Source organism: Mycobacterium persicum (assembly GCF_002086915.1).
GTDB lineage: Bacteria > Actinomycetota > Actinomycetes > Mycobacteriales > Mycobacteriaceae > Mycobacterium > Mycobacterium persicum.
Genome location: NZ_MWQA01000001.1, coordinates 5384621 through 5402143, shown reverse-complemented (window position 1 = coordinate 5402143; position 17523 = coordinate 5384621). Strand labels below are relative to the sequence as shown.

General features: G+C 66.2%; 18 protein-coding genes. 10 read left to right on the top strand and 8 right to left on the bottom strand.

The window, feature by feature from the left end; genetic code table 11:
* Positions 1–58: 58 nt before the first annotated feature.
* From B4U45_RS24495 to B4U45_RS24470, 6 genes are all read right to left on the bottom strand, one after another.
* On the bottom strand, positions 59–1432 hold the full coding sequence (locus B4U45_RS24495; RefSeq protein WP_240316615.1) for a cobyrinic acid a,c-diamide synthase CobB: 1374 nt from the start codon (positions 1430–1432) through the stop codon (positions 59–61).
* 4 nt (positions 1433–1436) lie between these two features.
* Entirely contained in the window at positions 1437–2060 is a 624-nt protein-coding gene (cobO, locus tag B4U45_RS24490) for a cob(I)yrinic acid a,c-diamide adenosyltransferase (protein ID WP_075548559.1), read from the bottom strand.
* A gap of 33 nt (positions 2061–2093) precedes the next feature.
* Complete coding sequence (locus tag B4U45_RS24485) at positions 2094–3941, bottom strand: magnesium chelatase subunit D family protein (protein WP_075548558.1); 1848 nt, start codon at positions 3939–3941, stop codon at positions 2094–2096.
* Positions 3938–4408, bottom strand: a complete 471-nt coding sequence (locus B4U45_RS24480) for a GNAT family N-acetyltransferase (RefSeq protein WP_075548557.1) — start codon at positions 4406–4408, stop codon at positions 3938–3940. The genes B4U45_RS24485 and B4U45_RS24480 overlap by 4 nt, the downstream gene beginning before the upstream one ends.
* 28 nt (positions 4409–4436) lie before the next feature.
* Positions 4437–5921, bottom strand: coding sequence for a malate dehydrogenase (quinone) (mqo, locus tag B4U45_RS24475; protein WP_075548556.1), 1485 nt, complete (start codon positions 5919–5921; stop codon positions 4437–4439).
* Positions 5922–6098: 177 nt separating this feature from the next.
* On the bottom strand, positions 6099–6506 hold the full coding sequence (locus tag B4U45_RS24470) for a PPOX class F420-dependent oxidoreductase (RefSeq protein WP_075548555.1): 408 nt from the start codon (positions 6504–6506) through the stop codon (positions 6099–6101).
* A 215-nt stretch (positions 6507–6721) separates the two neighbouring features.
* On the opposite strand from B4U45_RS24470, the gene B4U45_RS24465 reads away from it, so the two are divergent.
* A complete protein-coding gene (locus tag B4U45_RS24465) occupies positions 6722–6964 on the top strand; it encodes a hypothetical protein (protein WP_131808338.1) in 243 nt (80 codons plus the stop codon).
* Between the two features lie 60 nt (positions 6965–7024).
* On the opposite strand, the gene B4U45_RS24460 is transcribed toward B4U45_RS24465, so the two are convergent.
* Positions 7025–7510: a (R)-mandelonitrile lyase gene (locus tag B4U45_RS24460; RefSeq protein ID WP_198929542.1), complete on the bottom strand. Its 486-nt coding sequence runs from the start codon at positions 7508–7510 to the stop codon at positions 7025–7027.
* Between the two features lie 436 nt (positions 7511–7946).
* On the opposite strand from B4U45_RS24460, the gene B4U45_RS30580 reads away from it, so the two are divergent.
* The 3 genes from B4U45_RS30580 to mtr all read left to right on the top strand — a co-directional run bounded on the left by B4U45_RS30580 (position 7947) and on the right by mtr (position 11125).
* On the top strand, positions 7947–8225 hold the full coding sequence (locus B4U45_RS30580; protein ID WP_158006372.1) for a hypothetical protein: 279 nt from the start codon (positions 7947–7949) through the stop codon (positions 8223–8225).
* Positions 8226–8720: 495 nt separating this feature from the next.
* Entirely contained in the window at positions 8721–9737 is a 1017-nt protein-coding gene (locus B4U45_RS24450; protein ID WP_089025159.1) for an alpha/beta hydrolase, read from the top strand.
* Positions 9738–9745: 8 nt separating this feature from the next.
* A complete protein-coding gene (gene mtr, locus B4U45_RS24445; protein ID WP_075548551.1) occupies positions 9746–11125 on the top strand; it encodes a mycothione reductase in 1380 nt (459 codons plus the stop codon).
* Positions 11126–11127: 2 nt separating this feature from the next.
* Here the strand turns inward: mtr and B4U45_RS24440 are convergent, their stop codons facing one another.
* The gene (locus B4U45_RS24440; RefSeq protein ID WP_075548550.1) at positions 11128–11661 is read right to left on the bottom strand and encodes a Fur family transcriptional regulator; all 534 of its coding nucleotides are present in this window, start codon (positions 11659–11661) and stop codon (positions 11128–11130) included.
* 503 nt (positions 11662–12164) lie between these two features.
* Between B4U45_RS24440 and B4U45_RS24435 the strand changes: the two genes are divergently transcribed.
* From B4U45_RS24435 to hypB, 6 genes are all read left to right on the top strand, one after another.
* Positions 12165–12506 (top strand): WhiB family transcriptional regulator, encoded by a 342-nt coding sequence (locus B4U45_RS24435; RefSeq protein WP_075548567.1) that lies wholly within the window; start codon positions 12165–12167, stop codon positions 12504–12506.
* 118 nt (positions 12507–12624) lie between these two features.
* Positions 12625–13773 carry a Nickel transporter NicT gene (gene nicT, locus B4U45_RS24430; protein ID WP_075548549.1) on the top strand — a complete coding sequence of 383 codons (1149 nt, stop codon included), beginning with the start codon at positions 12625–12627 and terminating at the stop codon, positions 13771–13773.
* Between the two features lie 419 nt (positions 13774–14192).
* Complete coding sequence (locus B4U45_RS24425) at positions 14193–14501, top strand: PE family protein (RefSeq protein WP_075548548.1); 309 nt, start codon at positions 14193–14195, stop codon at positions 14499–14501.
* Complete coding sequence (locus B4U45_RS24420; RefSeq protein WP_083154596.1) at positions 14498–16105, top strand: PPE family protein; 1608 nt, start codon at positions 14498–14500, stop codon at positions 16103–16105. Before B4U45_RS24425 ends, B4U45_RS24420 begins: the two co-directional genes overlap by 4 nt.
* A 219-nt stretch (positions 16106–16324) precedes the next feature.
* On the top strand, positions 16325–16660 hold the full coding sequence (locus B4U45_RS24415; protein ID WP_075548546.1) for a hydrogenase maturation nickel metallochaperone HypA: 336 nt from the start codon (positions 16325–16327) through the stop codon (positions 16658–16660).
* Positions 16661–16672: 12 nt separating this feature from the next.
* Positions 16673–17476 carry a hydrogenase nickel incorporation protein HypB gene (gene hypB / locus B4U45_RS24410; protein ID WP_075548545.1) on the top strand — a complete coding sequence of 268 codons (804 nt, stop codon included), beginning with the start codon at positions 16673–16675 and terminating at the stop codon, positions 17474–17476.
* The last annotated feature ends 47 nt before the right edge of the window (positions 17477–17523 follow it).

The window sequence follows — 17523 nt, the reverse complement described above, 5'->3', positions numbered from 1 at the left end:
GAACACCGTGGTGATCGCCAGCCCGGCGGAGCCGGGCACAGCGGATCTTGCCGGGCGTCTACGATCGGGCGGCGGCATGTGCGACGAAGCGCGCTACTGCTTCCGGCGTCGCAGCCGGATGCGTGTGCAGGTAGGACGCGTGCACACCGCCATGCACGACGCCGTCTCGCACGGGGTGATCGTCAAGCCCGGAGCCCCGATAGACCCACGCCGGCTGGTAGCTGTCGGCGAACGTGACGGTGGTGCGGTGGAATTCGTGTCCGGCTACCCGCCGGCCTACCGAGTACAGCGGCGAATCGGCGACCGCGACGGCGTCGCGGTATCCCAGGGTGAGGCGCTGGGTAAAGCGTGCCGAACCGGCCAGCACGCCGCACATCGGGTATCCATCCAGTTCGGATACCAGATAAATCAGTCCGGCGCATTCGGCGTGTACCGGGGCGCCCGCGGCCGCCAGGTGTTGGAGCTGGCCGCGGACCAGCTCGTTGGCGGAGAGCTCTGCCGCGAATTGCTCCGGGAATCCACCCGGCAGCAGCACGGCGTTCGTTCCTTCCGGCAGTGCCTGATTGAGCGGGTCGAACTCGACGACATCGGCCCCGACGGCCCGCAACAGCTCGGCATGTTCGGCGTAGGCGAAGCTGAAGGCCTTGCCCGCCGCCATCGCAACGGTCGGGCGCCCATCCACTGGCCCGCCGACGGCCGACACCGGGTCCCACGGCGGTGCGACGACGCGGCTTGCGGCGGCCGCGACCATTGCGCTCAGATCGATGTGCCGAGCGACCAATGCCGTCATCGCCTCGACTGCCAGCCGGGCCTGGCGACCATACTCAACGGCGGTCACGAGACCCAGATACCTTGTCGGAAGCTCCAATTCAGCGATGCGGGGGATGGCGCCCAGCACGGGGACACCGGCCTGCTCGCACGCCTGTCGCAGCACACGCTCATGCCTGGCCGTCCCGACCCGGTTGAGGATGACGCCGGCAATCCGGGTCGCTGAGTCGAAGGTGGTGAAGCCGTGCACCAGCGCGGCAATGCTGTGGCTCTGGCCGCGCGCGTCGACCACCAGGACCACCGGCGCCGCCAGCAAGCCTGCGACGTGTGCGGTGGAGCCCGCCGCCGGGCCGCTCACCGCTTCACCGGTGCGCCCGTCGAACAGGCCCATCACACCTTCGACCACCGCGATGTCGGCGCCGACGGTGCCGTGCGCGTAGAGCGGGCCGATGAGCTGCTCCCCCACCAATACCGGGTCCAGGTTGCGGCCGACCCGCCCTGAGGCGAGGGTGTGGTAACCGGGATCGATGAAGTCGGGACCGACCTTGAAGGGCGCGACCCGGTGACCGCCTTGGCGTAGGGCCCCCATCAAACCCGTTGCGATGGTAGTCTTTCCGCTGCCCGAGGCGGGTGCGGCGATCACCAGGGCCGGTGTCGGGGTCACGGTTTCACCACTCGATGCCCTGCTGACCCTTACGGCCAACATCCATCGGGTGTTTGACCTTTGTCATCTCGGTCACCAAATCGGCCGCCTCGATCAATCGAGGTGGTGCGTCGCGACCGGTGATCACGACATGTTGGTGGCCGGGCCGTGCCAGCAACACCTCCACCACATCGACGACGTCAAGCCAACCCCACTTCAACGGGTAGGTGAACTCATCCAGCACATAGAAGTTGTGGCGTTGCTCCGCGAGCCGGCGTGCGATTTCGGCCCAACCGTCCGCCGCCGCGGCGGCGTGATCAACGTCGCTGCCGGCCATGCGCGATTTGCGCGTCCACGACCAGCCCGCTCCCATCTTGTGCCATTCGACGGCTCCGCCGATCCCTTGTTCGTCGTGGAGCCGACCGAGCTGATGGAACGCCGCTTCTTCGCCCACTTTCCATTTGGCGCTCTTGACGAACTGGAATACCGCGACGTCGAGCCCGACGTTCCACGCGCGCAGCGCCATTCCGAAGGCTGCCGTTGATTTTCCCTTGCCGTCACCGGTATGTACCGCCAGCACCGGCAGATTGCGCCGGGCCCTGGTGGTCAGACCGTCATCGGGGACAAAAGTCGGATTTCCCTGCGGCATAAGCGGTTACCTTTCCAGCCTCAAGTCCCGGCTTCAAGCCACGTTACGGACGGCCCGCGTCAAGTTTTCGGCGTGCAGCTGCTCGAGCCGAATCGCCGGCGCTCCCAGCTGACGGGCCAGCTGCCCGGCCAATCCGAGCCGTACGTAGGATGTTTCACAGTCGACGACCACGGCGGCCACGCCCTCAGCGGCCAGTCGAGCCGCGGCAATTCGACTGCGGCCCAACGGGTCCAGCCCGGATGTAGCCCGTCCGTCGGTGAGCACCACCACCAGGGCGCGGCGAGCGAGGTCACGGGCCTTCTCCCGGACGACGAGCTCGCGCGCGGCCAACAGACCTTCCGCGAGCGGGGTTTTGCCGCCGGTGTCGAACCGGGCCAGCCGCCGGCCGGCGATGTGCGCCGACGACGTTGGCGGCAGCAACAACCCGGCCGCGTGCTGGCGAAACGTGATCACGGCGACCTTGTCACGCCGCTGATAGGCGTCGCGCAGCAGCGACATGGTGGCGCCGCTGACCGCGGCCATGCGATCGCGGGCGGCCATCGATCCCGAAGCGTCGACGACGAAGATCACCAGGTTGCCCTCGCGTCCCTCGCGGACCGCGCGGCGCACGTCGTCCGGCTGCAGCCGCAATGGCCCCGCGCTCGACGCATGCTCTGCGGCCGACAACACGGTGGCAAACAGATGCAATCCATGGCCGCCGGCGTGGCTGCCATCGGCGGCTGCGACCACACTGCCAGATGCGTTGCGGGCCCGCGATCGTCGTCCGGGTGCGCCCTCGCCGACACCCGGAACAGTCAGCGCGCGAGTACGGAAAATTTTCGACGGTGGTGCGCTGGGCTTTGGCGGCTTTGGCGCTGCGTTCGAATTCGGTTGGGACGCGGAGTTGTTGGTGGACTGACCACCACCGGGCGGGTCAGGCTCGGGTTCGGGATCGACACCGGCTTCCCCGCTCGCGGGTGGCGCCCCCAGCGCCAGCGCCTCATCGAGCTGGTCGCGGTCGAGACCGTGATCGTCGAAGGGGTCTCGACGGCGTCGATGCGGCAATGCCAGTTCGGCGGCCACCCGGATGTCCTGTTCCGCGACAGTGCCTGCACCGCGCCAGGCCGCGTGCGCGACTGCCGTGCGAGCCACCACCAGATCGGCGCGCATGCCGTCGACGTCGAAGGCAGCACACAATGCCGCGATGCGCCGTAACTCGTTGTCCGGCAACATAACCTTGTCGACGAGAGCGCGCGCCGCAGCGATCTGGCGGGCTAGTTCGGCGTCGGCTTCGACGTAGCGTTCGGCGAACGCGTCGGGATCGGCCTCGTATGCCATCCGCTGCCGGATCACCTCCACGCGCACGTCGACGTCTCGCGACGCCTGCACGTCAACGGTGAGACCGAACCGGTCCAGCAGCTGCGGACGAAGTTCGCCCTCTTCGGGGTTCATGGTGCCGATCAGGACGAAGCGGGACTCATGCGAATGCGATATGCCGTCGCGTTCGACATGTACCCGTCCCATCGCGGCGGCGTCGAGCAAAATGTCGACCAAATGGTCATGCAGCAGATTGACCTCGTCGACGTAGAGCACGCCGCCATGGGCACGGGCCAGCAGGCCCGGTGAAAACGCGTGCTCACCGTCACGCAGGACCCGCTGCAAGTCCAGTGAACCCACCACGCGGTCCTCGGTGGCGCCCAACGGCATCTCGACGAGCCCGGCGCCGGCGCCCCCGGTCGCCGCCGAAAGCAGCGCCGCAAGCCCGCGCACGGCCGTCGATTTCGCGGTGCCCTTCTCCCCACGGATAAGAACCCCGCCGATCTCCGGGCGAACGGCGCACAACAGCAACGCACGACGCATGTGGTCATGTCCGACGATCGCGCTGAACGGATACGGCTTCACGAGTGCGCCGCCGGACCGGATGCGGGCCGCAGCATCGGCACATGCGGGATACCGTCGTCGATGAAATCATCACCGTCGCGGACAAATCCGTGCTGCGCGTACATATCTGCCAGATAGACCTGGGCGTCGATCCGACACGGGTAGTCACCAACCTCGGCCAAAGCGGCACGCAGCAGCCGGGTGGTATGCCCCTGACCGCGCGCGTCACGTCTGGTACATAGCCGGCCGATCCGGAACGTCTTCTCGCCTCCGGCGTGCTCCTCCATCAGCCGTAAGGTGCAGATCACCTCGCCGTCAGGGATTTCCAGCCAGAAGTGCCGGGTCTCGGCGAGCAGATCGCGGCCGTCCAGCTCGGGATATGGACAGGCCTGCTCGACCACGAAAACCTCCACCCGCAGCTTGAGCAGCTCGTAAAGGGTTCGTGCATCAAGGTCTTTGGCCCAGGCTCGGCGCAGCGCCTCGCTCATAAGCGTTGCCCTACCCCGCCGGCGTGGATCATGCGGCGTCCAGCTGCAGCGCCTTGGTGGTCCAGGACCACACTTCGTCATACAGCGCGGGCTCTTGGGAGAGCTTGGCTCCCAGTGACGGCACCATCTCTTTGAGGGTGGGCAGCCACGATTGATACCGGTGGCCAAAGCAGCGCTGCAGAACCTCGAACATGATGGGCACTGCCGTCGAGGCACCCGGCGAACCTCCCAGCAGCCCGGCGATGCTCCCGTCGGCGGCGCAGACCAGTGTGGTGTTGAACTCGACCACCCCACCTTTGCGCTTGTCGCGCCGGATCACCTGCACCCGCTGACCGGCTACCGTCAGCTCCCATTCGGAATCCGCTGCGCTGGGGGCGAATTCACGTAGCGCGTCGATGCGGTCCGGTGCCGAGAGCAGCAGCTGACCGAGCAGATAGTTCAGCAAGGTCAGTTCGGTCACGCCGACGCCGAGCAGCGACAGCAGATTGTCGCGCCGGATCGACCGGAGTAGATCGCTGAAGCGGCCGTGTTTCAAGAACTTTGGCGACCAGCCCGGGTACGGCCCGAACACCAGCCAGGGCGTACCGTTGACGAACCTCAGGTCGAGGTGCAGCGCTCCCAGAGGCGGCGCGCCCGGCGACGGAAACCCATAGACTTTGGCCCGGTGCGCGGCGGTGAGCGCTGGATTGTCGCTGCGCAGGAAGCGGCCTCCGATGGGAAAACCAGCGAAGCCCTTGATCTCCGTGATGCCCGACCTCTGTAACAACAACAGCGCGTCCCCGCCGGCCCCGACGAAGACGAATCTGGCGTTCAACAAGTGCTTTTGGCCGCTACGGCGGTTGCTGACTGTCAATGTCCAGCTGCCGTCGTGCTGGCGGTGAAGGTCACGGACCTCGTGGCCGAACAGCGCGGCGGTGCCGTTGCGTACGCAATAGGCGATGAGCTGGCGAGACAGTGCACCAAAGTCGACGTCAGTGCCGTCCCGAGCCCAGTTGAGCGCGACCGGCTCGGAGAAGTCACGTTGTGCGGCCATGAAGGGCAGCCGGCCGGCGAACTCGTCTGGGTCCTCGATCAGTTCGGCGCCGGAGAATAACGGGTTACCGGCAAGCGCATCGTGGCGGCGCCGCAGGTAATCCACGCCGTCGGCGCCATGCACGAAACTCACGTGCGGGACGGGATTGAGAAAGCCGCGTACGTCGGTCAACACGCCGTTATCCGCGGCGTAGGCCCAGAACTGTCGGGTGACCTGGAATTGCTCGTTGATCAGGACCGCTTTGCTGACGTCGATGGCGCCGCCAGGACCGACCGGGGTGTAGTTCATTTCGCACAGTCCCGCATGGCCGGTGCCGGCATTGTTCCACGGACTGCTGCTCTCGGCACCAACGGCGTCGAGCCGTTCGATCACGGTGATCGACCAATCGGGTTCCAGTCGTTTGAGCAACGCCCCCAGCGTCGCGCTCATGATGCCCGCGCCCACCAGCACGACATCAGTAGCCCTGGCCAGCTTTGCCACCGGATTGTCGGTCCTTCCCTCGGGTGTGCTGGTCCCAAGGTTATCCCGACGGCCGGGCTCACCGACGTCCCCTCCGTCCGGCGACGGGAGCCACCTGGCATCGTGGCCGGAAACGCACTCATCGCCGCGCACGACGTTCGCCGGAATGCCGTGCGCCGGTCCGGCTAGCCGGGTTGGTCAGTCTTTCGTCACGTTGCGTGCGTGCAGAGCCGGGGATTCGCTATCCAGTCCCCACACCAGGATCCGCCGGGGATGAACGCGAATCATTGCACCGCCGGCTCCCTCCTGCGCGCCGTCCACCGACAGCGCCTCGGCCCGCCCGCGAATCTCGATCCCTCGAGGGCGCCACGGATCGATGGAGGCGAGGTCATCGATGACGAAGGACACCCTGGGATCGTTCTCGACGTTGCGAAGCTTGCGGCTGCCGGCCATCGCGCGTCCGCCGATGTCGATGGTGTCCAGCTCCGCGTTGTACTGGAAGCGGACCGGCCGCACCTGGGGTGATCCTTTGGGGGCAAGCGTCGCAAGCCTGCCGAGCCGCTGGCTGGCCAGATAGTCGATCTCGACGTCGGTGAACACAGTCACAAGCGGTGATCCTCACCTCGCGCGGTTGGACGGTTATCCCAAAGACAAGCGGACCGGACGCCAGTGTAGAACAGCAAGAGGCGATCAACCCGCTAATCAAGTTAGATATTGTTCGTCGCTTACCTTCTCGAGCCAGTCGACGAAGCGCCCATCGACTTCCTCTTGAATGGCCCCATCAAAGAGATGTGGGTCATCTCAACGCTTGGGGTAGCTCCATGCCAGTGTTTGACTCCCGGCGGCGTCCAGATCACATCGCCGGGATCGATGTGTTGCCTAACGCCGCCCTGTTGCTGCACCCAGCCGGTGATGGAGGTGACAATCAGTGTCTGCCCGGCCGGATGAGTGCGCCATATACGGCGGGCACCCGCGGCGAAGGTGAGCTGGTGGCCACCGCGGCGGGTGCCGCCGGTGCCAGTGGGCAGGTGTTCAGCCAGAATGGTATCCGGGGTCTGCTGTAGCCGGTTGCTTACCGCCAGATAGCGATTGGGTGGCGAGCAGCAACTCGTTCGCGAACTACATCAGCCCAGATAATGCTCGTCACTCACCTGCTCCATGCAGTCGATGAAGCGCCCGTCGACCATGTCTTGGATGGCGATGTGGGTCATCTCGCCGCTGGTGGTGGCTCCATGCCAGTGCTTGACGCCCGGCGGGGTCCACACCACATCACCCGCATGGATCTCCTGTTTGGCGCCACCCCATTCCTGCACCCAACCGGTGCCGGAGGTGACGATCAGCGTTTGTCCGGCGGGATGAGTGTGCCAGAGGGTCCGGGCACAGGCGGTGAAGGTCATCTGTCCACCCAACGTGTTCGAGGAGCCCACCGGCCCGAACAACTGCTTCATGATGACGTCGCCGGTGAAGTATTTCTGCGGTCCGGGACCAGCCGGGCGATCACTATTGCGGGAGATTCGCATGCCGCCCTCGGTCCCGGCAGGACTGGCCTTGAAAACGGCAAGCCGGGAGTATGCGGCAACAAACGCCGGGAGAAGCCAGATGCCTCGCATGTCACGCCTTTCACCGGATCGGTAAGCGGATCGTAGCTAAGCTGCGAATGATGATCAATGCGGTGACGACGTGGCCCGTGCCGCCAAGCCGTGGTGCGACCTCGATCGCGTGAAAGCCATTGCGCTGCAAGAATTTTGGAGGACATACCGTTACCCGGCGTCCCGGTCTGCGCAGGGATCGAAAGATCTACCACGAGGTTGCCGGCATACCGGGATTTGCCCGCACTCCGGGCCAGCTCCCCGCATAACCCACCAACGAACAGGCGGCGCGGTAGCACCGCAACTCCGCCAGATGAGCCAAAACACTTGACCTCCAATACTTTTGGAAAGGGCATCGCTTGTACCACGCGGTTGAGCTGGCCGTAACCGTCGGTCCGACGGCCGCGGCGGAAGTGATTGTCACGCCGCTGCAAGAGACGTCGCCAGTATCGGGTCGGTGATCACCGCCGCCAACGCCGAGGAGGCGGCCCGAACGACGGAGCTGGTCACGGCCGGCGCTGACGAAGTTCGGCCGCCATCGCGCCGCCGTGTGACGCACCCGGCCAGGGCCGATCAGGCGACGACGTTCGACAACCAGCCCATGCAAACCTGGCCGCCGGTGCAGGCGCCTATGCCAGCGCTGAAAGCACGAGCCCCTCGCCGTTGCCGCTTCGTCAGCAGCAGCTGCTCGGCGCGGTCAACGCACCCACCGGGCGCTGATTGGGGCGGCCGTTGAAGGGTAAGGGCGCCGACGAAACCGCCAGGCGGCGGGCCTATCCAGGCCACCGGCGCGGGCGGCCGCGCGGGGTTGATCGGCAACCGCGGGGGAAAATCAGCGCGGCCGGCGGCACCGGCGGCTCCGGCGGGCGCTCGATGGCATCGGGCGAAGCCGGCGGCACGGCGGGGCCGCGGTGACCCGACGTCAACAGTGGCAGCGCCGGGAGCGGGGAACTGACAACGCCCGGTGGTTCGGTTCCGGCGGAATCGCCGGCAGCGGCGGCCAAGCCGAGGTCACCACCGGTTCGGCAAAGCCTCCGCAGGTCCCGGCCGGAACGGGAGTGCCGCGGATGCCGGGAACGGCCGGCGATGGTGGGGCGGGCGGCAGCGGCGGTATCGGCGGCTGGTGCGTGCGGAGCGGCCGGGACCGGAGCAACCTGCGAGGGCAACTCCGGCGCGCCGTCCCGTCCAGCGCCACACGACATCTCGGCCGACCACGCTCTAAGCTGACCCCGTGACTGGCTGGATGCCCGACGTCCTGCCCGGCTATTGGCAGCACCCGATCCCGCTCGGACCGGACCCCGACGGTGAAGGCGACGTCGTCGCGACCCTGATCCGCCGCGGAGATCCCGTCCAGACCGATCACGCTGTCCTGGCCGTGCACGGCTACACCGACTACTTCTTCCACACCGAACTGGCCGATCACTTCGCGCGCCGCGGCTTCGCCTTTTATGCGCTGGACCTCCGCAAGTGCGGCCGCTCCCGCCAGGGCGGCCAGACCCCGCACTTCACCACCGATCTGGCTCACTATGACGCCGAACTCGAGCACGCCCTGCGGATCATCGGCGAGCAAACGCGGACCGCCCGGATTCTGGTGTACGCACATTCCGCCGGCGGGCTGATCGTCTCGCTGTGGCTGGACCGGTTGCGCCGGGGCAGCACGACAGCGCACGCGGCGGTCGGTGGCCTGGTACTCAACAGCCCCTTCCTCGACCTGCACGGGCCGGCGATCCTGCGTTCGGGCCTCACCGCGGCTGCGGTCGCCGCCGTCTCGCGGATGCGGCCCAAGAGGGTGATCCGGCTACCGCGTGAGAGCGGATACGGCACCACCCTGCACCGCGACTATGACGGTGAGTTCGACTACAACCTGCAGTGGAAGCCCGTGGGCGGCTTCCCGATCACCTTTGGCTGGGTCCATGCCACCCGTCGCGGCCAGGCACGGCTACATCGCGGGCTCGACGTCGGTGTGCCCAACCTGATCCTTCGTTCCGATCACACCGTGCGCGAAAACGCCGATCCGGCAGCCCTGCAACGCGGCGACGCGGTGCTCGACGTCACCCATATCGCACGCTGGGCGGGTTGTATCGGCAACCGCAGCACCATCATTCCAGTGCCGGACGCCAAACACGACGTGTTCTTGTCGCTGCCGGAGCCGCGCCGGCTAGCCTATCGCCACCTGGACAACTGGTTGGACCACTACCTCAGCACACTGGATGACGCCGGCGCCTCGGCATCGTCGGGGAAAGGGTGAGCGCCTCAATGGAAACCTACGACCTGGCGATCATCGGAACCGGTTCGGGCAACAGCATTCTCGACGACCGTTATGCGCACAAACGGGTGGCGATCTGCGAGCAGGGCACCTTCGGCGGCACCTGCCTCAACGTCGGGTGCCTACCGACCAAGATGTTCGTCTACGCCGCAGACGTGGCCAAGACCATCCGCGGTGCCAGCCGGTACGGCGTCGACGCGCACATCGACGGGGTGCGCTGGGACGATATCGTCTCCCGGGTATTCGGGCGCATCGATCCGATCGCGATGGGCGGCGAGCAGTATCGGCGCTCGGCGCGCAACATCGACGTGTACCCCGCCCATACCCGGTTCGGCGGTGTCCAGGCCGACGGGCGCTATCTGTTGCGCACCGACGGTGGTGACGAGTTCACCGCCGATCAGGTGGTGGTCGCGGCCGGCTCGCGGCCGGTGATTCCGCCGGCGATCCTGGCCTGCGGCGTCAGGTACCACACCAGCGACACCGTCATGCGCATCACCGAGTTGCCGAAGCATCTGGTGATCGTCGGAAGTGGTTTTGTGGCAGCAGAATTCGCGCATGTCTTCTCGGCGTTCGGGGTTCGCGTCACCTTGGTGATCCGGGGCGGCTGCATGCTGCGGCATTGCGACGACACGCTGTGCGAACGGTTTACCCGCATCGCGTCGACGAAATGGGAACTGCGCACCCATCGCAATGTGGTGGCCGGGGAAAATGGCGCAACCGGCCTGTCGCTCACGCTCGACGACGGGTCCACCATCGACGCGGATCTGCTGCTGGTGGCGACCGGCCGGAGGTCCAACGCCGACCTGTTGGACGCCGACCGGGCCGGCGTCGACGTGGCCGACGACCGGGTGGTGGTCGACGAATACCAAAGGACTTCCGCTCGTAATGTCTTCGCGCTCGGTGATGTCTCGTCGCCCTATCAGCTCAAGCACGTCGCCAACCACGAAGCCCGCGTCGTGCAACATAACCTGCTGTGCGACTGGGACGATACCGCGTCGATGGTCGTTACCGACCATCGCTACGTACCGGCGGCGGTGTTCACCGATCCCCAGCTGGCTGCTGTGGGATTGACCGAAAACGAAGCCGTGGCAAGAGGTTTCGACATTTGCGTCGCAATACAGGACTACGGCGACGTCGGTTATGGCTGGGCGATGGAAGACACCACCGGGTTCCTCAAGCTGATCGCCGAACGCGGCAGCGGGCGCCTGCTGGGGGCTCACATCATGGGCCACCAAGCATCGTCGATCATCCAGCCGCTGATCCAGGCGATGAGCTTCGGACTCACCGCAGCCCAAATGGCTCGCGGCCAGTACTGGATTCACCCGGCGCTGCCCGAGGTCGTCGAAAACGCATTGCTGAACCTGCGCTGACGTCAGCGCCGGCGCTGCGCAGGATCGCGCCGCCGGGGAGGGCGCGGATCGGTGGCGTCGCCGAGATCCTGCACGATGTCCTGACACGCCGGGCACAGACCGCGCAACGTCAGACCGGCCCGCTCCGACAGCGCGAACGAGCTGCCCGCCATCGCGTGCTCCAGCGCCGAGCTCAGCTGCCGCGCGGGCACTTCGATGATCGCCTCACACTGGGTGCACACCGCATGGTGGTGTGGCGCCGTGGCCAGCCCGTAGGTGGTTACTCCGCCATCGAGGGTCAACGCGTGCAACACTCCCTGGTCGACCAGGGTGGTCACGGTGCGGTAGACGGTGGCCAGGTCGGGCGGCTGGGTCTCGGCGGGCAGGCAGGCGATCAGCCGTTGATGAATCTCGGCCACCGACAGGTGGCCGTTGACCGGTTCGAGGACGGCCAACACCTGAATCCGCGAGGGCATCCGCCGCAGGCCGTGGGCACGCAGGAGCCGACCGATCCGTTCAGTGACGGCCGGGTCCAGGCCCGACGGCTTTGACGTCACCCGTTCAGTGTCGCGCCGCAAGGCCGGGTTCGCCAGTATCCGGTCCGGCTCGGGGTGGCGAGGAGTCAGCTGATCGCGACACCGCCCGCGCGTCGGGCGGAACCGCCACCACGGCCCCGGCTTGGCCCGATGCCGACACCGACTGCCGGGGGCCGGCGATCTCGCGGGGCCGCGCACCCGGGCCCGCGGGGCAGATCCGACGCGAGGCAAGGACGATGGTCACAGCCACAAGGGATTTGAAGCCTCTCCGGTGGTGACAATGGGCCCTAGGCGCTACCTGCGGCCCTTTCATAGTGTCGCGACAACGCCTGTTCGACACCGCTCTATCCCCGCACCAGCGGGACGTGCATGACAGGGGTTGAGTCGTCGGCGAATCTGGCGCGGACGCGCACTTGGTCGCGGGCACAACAGGCCGTTCGAAAAGTTCATCTGTTGACGCCGGTCGCAAGCGTTGGGGGAATCTCGTGCCAAAAATCCGGAGCGACGCCGCCCAAACCGGCGCCATTACTGCAGTTCACCGCCTTCCCTGCGGCTCGGACGCCGACGCCCGGGCCGCGTGGGTGTCCAAAGCCCGGTGCCGCGACATCGACCCGGAGGAATTGTTCGTGCGCGGCGCCGCCCAGCGGGAAGCGGCGACGATCTGCCGGAACTGCCCGGTGATTCTCGAGTGCGCGGCCGATGCTCTCGACAACCGCGTCGAATACGGGATCTGGGGCGGCATGACAGAACGCCAGCGACGTGCCCTCCTCAAGCAGCACCCCGAGGTGAAGTCCTGGGCGGCGTTCATCGCCGCCCGGCGCAACCACCGCGCCGCGGCATCTGGGACCGGCGCAGCCAGCGCGTAGCACGCACCGCGCTTTTCACCGGCAACCACCCCGGTGCTTCTGCAAGTGACTTGCAATAAGGCGGGGCGACACCTACAGTCGTGCCTGTTGCGTTCCGCCCGCCGTTGCAAGGACCAACATGGCCCGTAGCGAACTCGACCGGGGCCCGTCACATCCCTCACAGTTGACAGGTTTTTCCCGGGTGCTCGGCGTACTGGCGCCAGCGGAGTGGTGGCGCCTGGGATCGATGTTGGCCGTCATCGTCGCACTGCACCTGGTTGGTTGGATCACCCTCGTCGCCTTGGTGGAGCCCGCACAACTTGCCTTGGGCGGCAAGGCATTTGGCATTGGCATCGGCTTGACTGCATACATGCTCGGCATGCGGCACGCTTTCGATGCCGACCACATCGCCGCCATCGACAACACCACCCGCAAGCTGATGAACGACGGGCAGCGGCCGCTGGCCGCGGGGTTCTTCTTCTCGCTGGGCCACTCCACCGTCGTCTTCGCTCTGGCGGTATTACTGGCGACCGGAGTCAAGACCATCGTCGGACCGGTTCGGCAAGATTCGTCGTCGTTGCACCACTACACCGGCCTGATCGGCACCGGCGTGTCCGGAGTGTTCCTGTATCTGATCGCCGTGCTCAACGTCATTGTCCTGGCCGGCATCCTGCGGGTGTTCGCCCGGTTGCGTCGTGGCGAGTTCAATGAAGCCGAGCTGGAGCAGCAGCTGGACAGCCGAGGACTGATCAACCGATTCCTCGGGCGGTTCACCAAGGCGATTACCAAGTCCTGGCATATGTATCCGGTGGGGTTGCTGTTCGGGCTGGGCTTCGACACCGCCACCGAAATCGCGCTGCTGGTACTGGCGAGCACCAGCGCGGCAGCCGGGTTGCCCTGGTACGCCATCCTGTGCCTGCCGGTGTTGTTCACCGCGGGCATGTGCCTGCTGGACACCATCGACGGTTCGTTCATGAACTTCGCCTACGGCTGGGCATTCTCCAATCCGGTGCGCAAGATCTACTACAACATCACCATCACCGCACTGTCGGTAGCGGTCGCGTTGCTGATCGGCAGCGTCGAACTGCTCGGCCTCGTCGCCGACGAATTCGGCTGGCGGGGCCCGTTCTGGAGGTGGATCGCCGGATTGGACCTGAACGTGGTGGGCTTCGCGGTCGTCGCCATGTTCGTGGTCACCTGGGCCGTCGCTCTGCTGGTATGGCGCCTCGGCCGCATCGAAGAAAAGTGGGCGCCGGCGGTCGAGCGCGCGGCCAGCAGCGCAACGTGATTCCGTGCGTAGTGTGGCGCCTCGGCGGCGCCGCGGCCAGTCCGAGTAAACGTCATGCAAACGGCGTCCCGAGTTACGACCCAACGTTGTACGCCTGTCGTAGGACCCTGGGGATTCGGAAACTGACGGCAAGCGCCGTCTTGTCGGTGCAACACCACGTGTCCACTCGTTAAACCCTGCGCCTGGGCCATGGGAAGGTCTGTCCGCCCCGGCGGATGCGCCATCATGCCGCCCGCGGCGGCCCGGCTGGGCCCCGTGCGTCTCGCAGCTCACCCTGCCGTGGTCCTGCTCGCCGGCGTCCCGCATCGGGGAACGCAGATCCACCGCGGAGCCCGCCTAACCCGGGAACTATATGGTAATGATTTTCATGTTCAATAGTAGGCTACGCGAAGTTGATGCGCGAAGATGGAGGGAACGTCGTGACGTTGAGCGTTGTTCCGGAAGGGCTGATCGCCGCGAGCGCGGCCATCGAAGCACTGACCACACGGCTGGCAGCGGCGCATGCAGCCGCGGTTCCGCTGATCACCGTGGTGGCCGCGCCGGCTGCAGATCCGGTGTCGGTGCAAAGCGCAGTCGAGGCCGGTGTTCGTGGCAGCGCACACGCTGCCGTGGCGGCGCAGGGCGTCGAGGATCTCGGCCGCTCAGGTGTCGCGGTAGCCGAGTCCGCTACCACTTACGCAACCGGCGACACGGTGGCGGCCGTCTCCTACCTCAGCGCGGGACTATGACCGCGCCGGTGTGGCTGGCCTCTCCTCCGGAGGTGCATTCAGCGTTGCTGAATAGCGGCCCGGGTCCAGAGCCGTTGCTGACGGCCGCGGCGGGATGGTCCTCACTGAGCGACGAATACGCCTCGGTAGCAGCAGAACTGGGAACGTTGTTGGCCGCGGTGCAGGCCGGGGTGTGGCGGGGGCCCAGTGCCGACGCATTCGTGGCCGCCTACGGTCCCTACCTGGCCTGGTTGACGCAGGCGAGTGCCGACAGCGCGACAGCGGCCGCCCGCCACCAGACCCTGGCCGCGGCATACACGGCCGCATTGGCGGCCATGCCAACTCTGCCTGAATTAGCCGCCAATCATGTCAGCCACGCAGGTTTGGTGGCGACAAATTTCTTCGGGATCAACACCATCCCCATTGCGCTCAATGAGGCCGACTATGTGCGTATGTGGATTCAGGCCGCAACGACTATGGCGACCTATCAAGCAATATCCGGAAGCGCGGTGACATCGATCCCACAGACTGGGCCCGCCCCGCCGATCCTGAAATCGAACACACCGGCCCAGGAGTCCGGGAAGGCCGGCGACTCAGGCCACGCCACCCCGATAGACAACCTCATCGCCGAAATTCTGAAAGTGATCAGCGGCGGCCGCATCATCTGGGACCCCGCCAACGGCACCCTCAACGGGTTGCCCTACGACGCGTACACGAACCCCGGACAACCAATCTGGTGGTTAGCTCGCGCCCTCGAATTCTTTCAGGACGGCGAGGAATTTTGGCGGCTCCTCTTCACCAATCCGGTGGCGGCGGTTGAGTTCCTGTTCAGTATCTTGGTGTTCGATTTGCCAACGCACATCATGCAGATCGTCACCTGGCTAGCCCAGTCCCCGCAGCTGTTGGCGGTTGCCCTCGGCCAAACCATCGCCACCTTGGGGGCGGCAACGGGCTTCGCCGGACTTGCCGGCCTGGCTGCCACCCAGGTTGCCGCGATCCCGGTACCCGGTCCGGAGCCGGTGCTGATGCTACCGATGACATTGCCGGTCGCCGGGATAGCTCCAACGCTTCCGACGGCCACCGCCTCGGCAACGGCTCCGGCCTCGGCGCCAGCGCCACCTGCCGGCATCGCCGCGTCGACCCCTGCGCCGACACCAGCGGCCGGTATCGAAGGGTTTCCCCCCTTCGTCGTCGGCGGCCCGACCATCGGGTCAGATTCGCGACTTTCGACCCGTGCCCAGACGAAGGAGCCAGCTTCCGATTCGGCCGCGGCCGCCGCGGCCGCGCAGGCATCGGATCGGCGGGAGGCTCGCGCTCGTCGGCGCCGACGGACACCGACCAACGAACGGGGACATCGCGACGAGTTCGCCGAGATGGAGCTCGATGGGAACCTGGCCGCTCCCCGACCCGACGAACTGCAGGTTTCGGGTGAGTCGGCGTGGGGTGCGGGGCCGCTGGGATCCCGCGGCACCGCCCGCACCCAGACACTCGTCGAAGCGGCGGGTTTCGCCACGCTTGACGGCAGCGGCCTCGGCGACGGCGCACGGACGCCGATGATCCCCGGGACCTGGAATGCTAAGGCAGACAACGGAACAGACGATCCACACCACAATCAGAAGCAGTGAAGACGAATAATTGGATCGATGGGGTTCGGCGAGACGGCCTCGCAGGTCATTGACCAGGCGCAATCCTTTGCGGTACGTGATGTCGCTCCGGCGTCAGCGTCGATCTGAAAGCCGGTCCTCGCCATTGGCGATAGCTTGATTGACCGTGGACGGTGTAGAACATGCTCATGAGCACCGTGGTGCTTCGGCCCCCCCGTCGACGCTGCGCCGAGCACGGTCATGCATGAACTCGCCCTGTGCGAAGCGATCGCCGGCGTGGTCAAGACGCATTCCGACGGACGCCACGTCGACGTCGTCCGGGTGCGAGTCGGCGCGCTTCGGCAGGTGGTTCCGGAGTCGCTGTCGTTTTGCTGGACGCTGGTCCGCGACTCGGCGGACATGCCGGACGCCGAGCTGGAACTGGAATGTGTCACCGCCGAGGTCCGCTGCGGTGCCTGCGGCCGGCAGTCGGAAATCACCTCGGCCTGGTCGATCTGGTGCCCGCACTGCGACAGTCCCGACGTCGAGGTGGTGCGCGGCAACGAATTTCTGGTGACGTCGCTCGATGTCTCGTGAAAGGTGTTGGAAATGGGTAGATTTCACCGCCACGACGACGGCACTGTGCACATCCACGAGCATGACCACGGCGACCATGACCATGACCATGACCACGGGGACCACACCGGATACCAGACCGGCGCTGCACGCATCGACGTCCTCGAAGACATCTTCGCCGAGAACGACGCGCGCGCCACTATCAACCGGGTGGCATTCGACAGCAACGGCATCCGCGCGCTCAACCTCATGAGCTCCCCCGGGTCGGGAAAGACCACCGTGCTGCAGGCCACGCTCGACGAGCTCGCCGGCGAGTTCGCAATCGGGATCATCGAGGGCGACATCGCCACCGACCTGGATGCCGCCAAACTCAGCGGCCGCGGCGCCCAGGTGTCACTGCTCAACACCAGCAACGGTTTTGGCGGCGAATGCCATCTGGACGCACCCATGGTCAACCGCGCCCTGCCGGGTCTGGACCTGCCCGGCCTGGACCTGGTGATCATCGAAAACGTCGGCAACCTGGTCTGCCCTGCCGAATTCGACGTCGGCGAGCACGCGAAGGCCATGGTCTACTCCGTCACCGAAGGCGAGGACAAACCGCTGAAGTATCCGGTGATGTTTCGCTCGGTGGATGTGGTGCTGCTCAACAAGATTGACCTGGTGCCCTACCTGGACGCCGATGTGGAGGCCTATATCGCCCATGTTCGCCAAGTGAATACCACCGCGGCGATCTTGCCGGTCAGTGCGCGCACGGGTGCGGGGATGGCCGCCTGGTTCGGTTGGCTACGCCGGTTCGCCCGCGGCGCGCCCCCTGGAGAGGATGGCCTAACGCGTTGACGAATCGTCAACTGCAAACTATTCGCAACGATCAAGCGCCTAGCCGA

What these genes read in the sequence shown, in the direction of transcription:
- B4U45_RS24420 (WP_083154596.1), top strand. Translation starts at nt 14,498, where the DNA reads ATGACCGCGCCGGTGTGGCTGGCCTCTCCTCCGGAGGTGCATTCAGCG.
- B4U45_RS24415 (WP_075548546.1), top strand. Translation starts at nt 16,325, where the DNA reads ATGCATGAACTCGCCCTGTGCGAAGCGATCGCCGGCGTGGTCAAGACG.
- B4U45_RS24465 (WP_131808338.1), top strand. Translation starts at nt 6,722, where the DNA reads ATGCCAGTGTTTGACTCCCGGCGGCGTCCAGATCACATCGCCGGGATC.
- mtr (WP_075548551.1), top strand. Translation starts at nt 9,746, where the DNA reads ATGGAAACCTACGACCTGGCGATCATCGGAACCGGTTCGGGCAACAGC.
- hypB (WP_075548545.1), top strand. Translation starts at nt 16,673, where the DNA reads ATGGGTAGATTTCACCGCCACGACGACGGCACTGTGCACATCCACGAG.
- nicT (WP_075548549.1), top strand. Translation starts at nt 12,625, where the DNA reads ATGGCCCGTAGCGAACTCGACCGGGGCCCGTCACATCCCTCACAGTTG.
- B4U45_RS24460 (WP_198929542.1), bottom strand. Translation starts at nt 7,510, where the DNA reads ATGCGAGGCATCTGGCTTCTCCCGGCGTTTGTTGCCGCATACTCCCGG.
- cobO (WP_075548559.1), bottom strand. Translation starts at nt 2,060, where the DNA reads ATGCCGCAGGGAAATCCGACTTTTGTCCCCGATGACGGTCTGACCACC.
- B4U45_RS24480 (WP_075548557.1), bottom strand. Translation starts at nt 4,408, where the DNA reads ATGAGCGAGGCGCTGCGCCGAGCCTGGGCCAAAGACCTTGATGCACGA.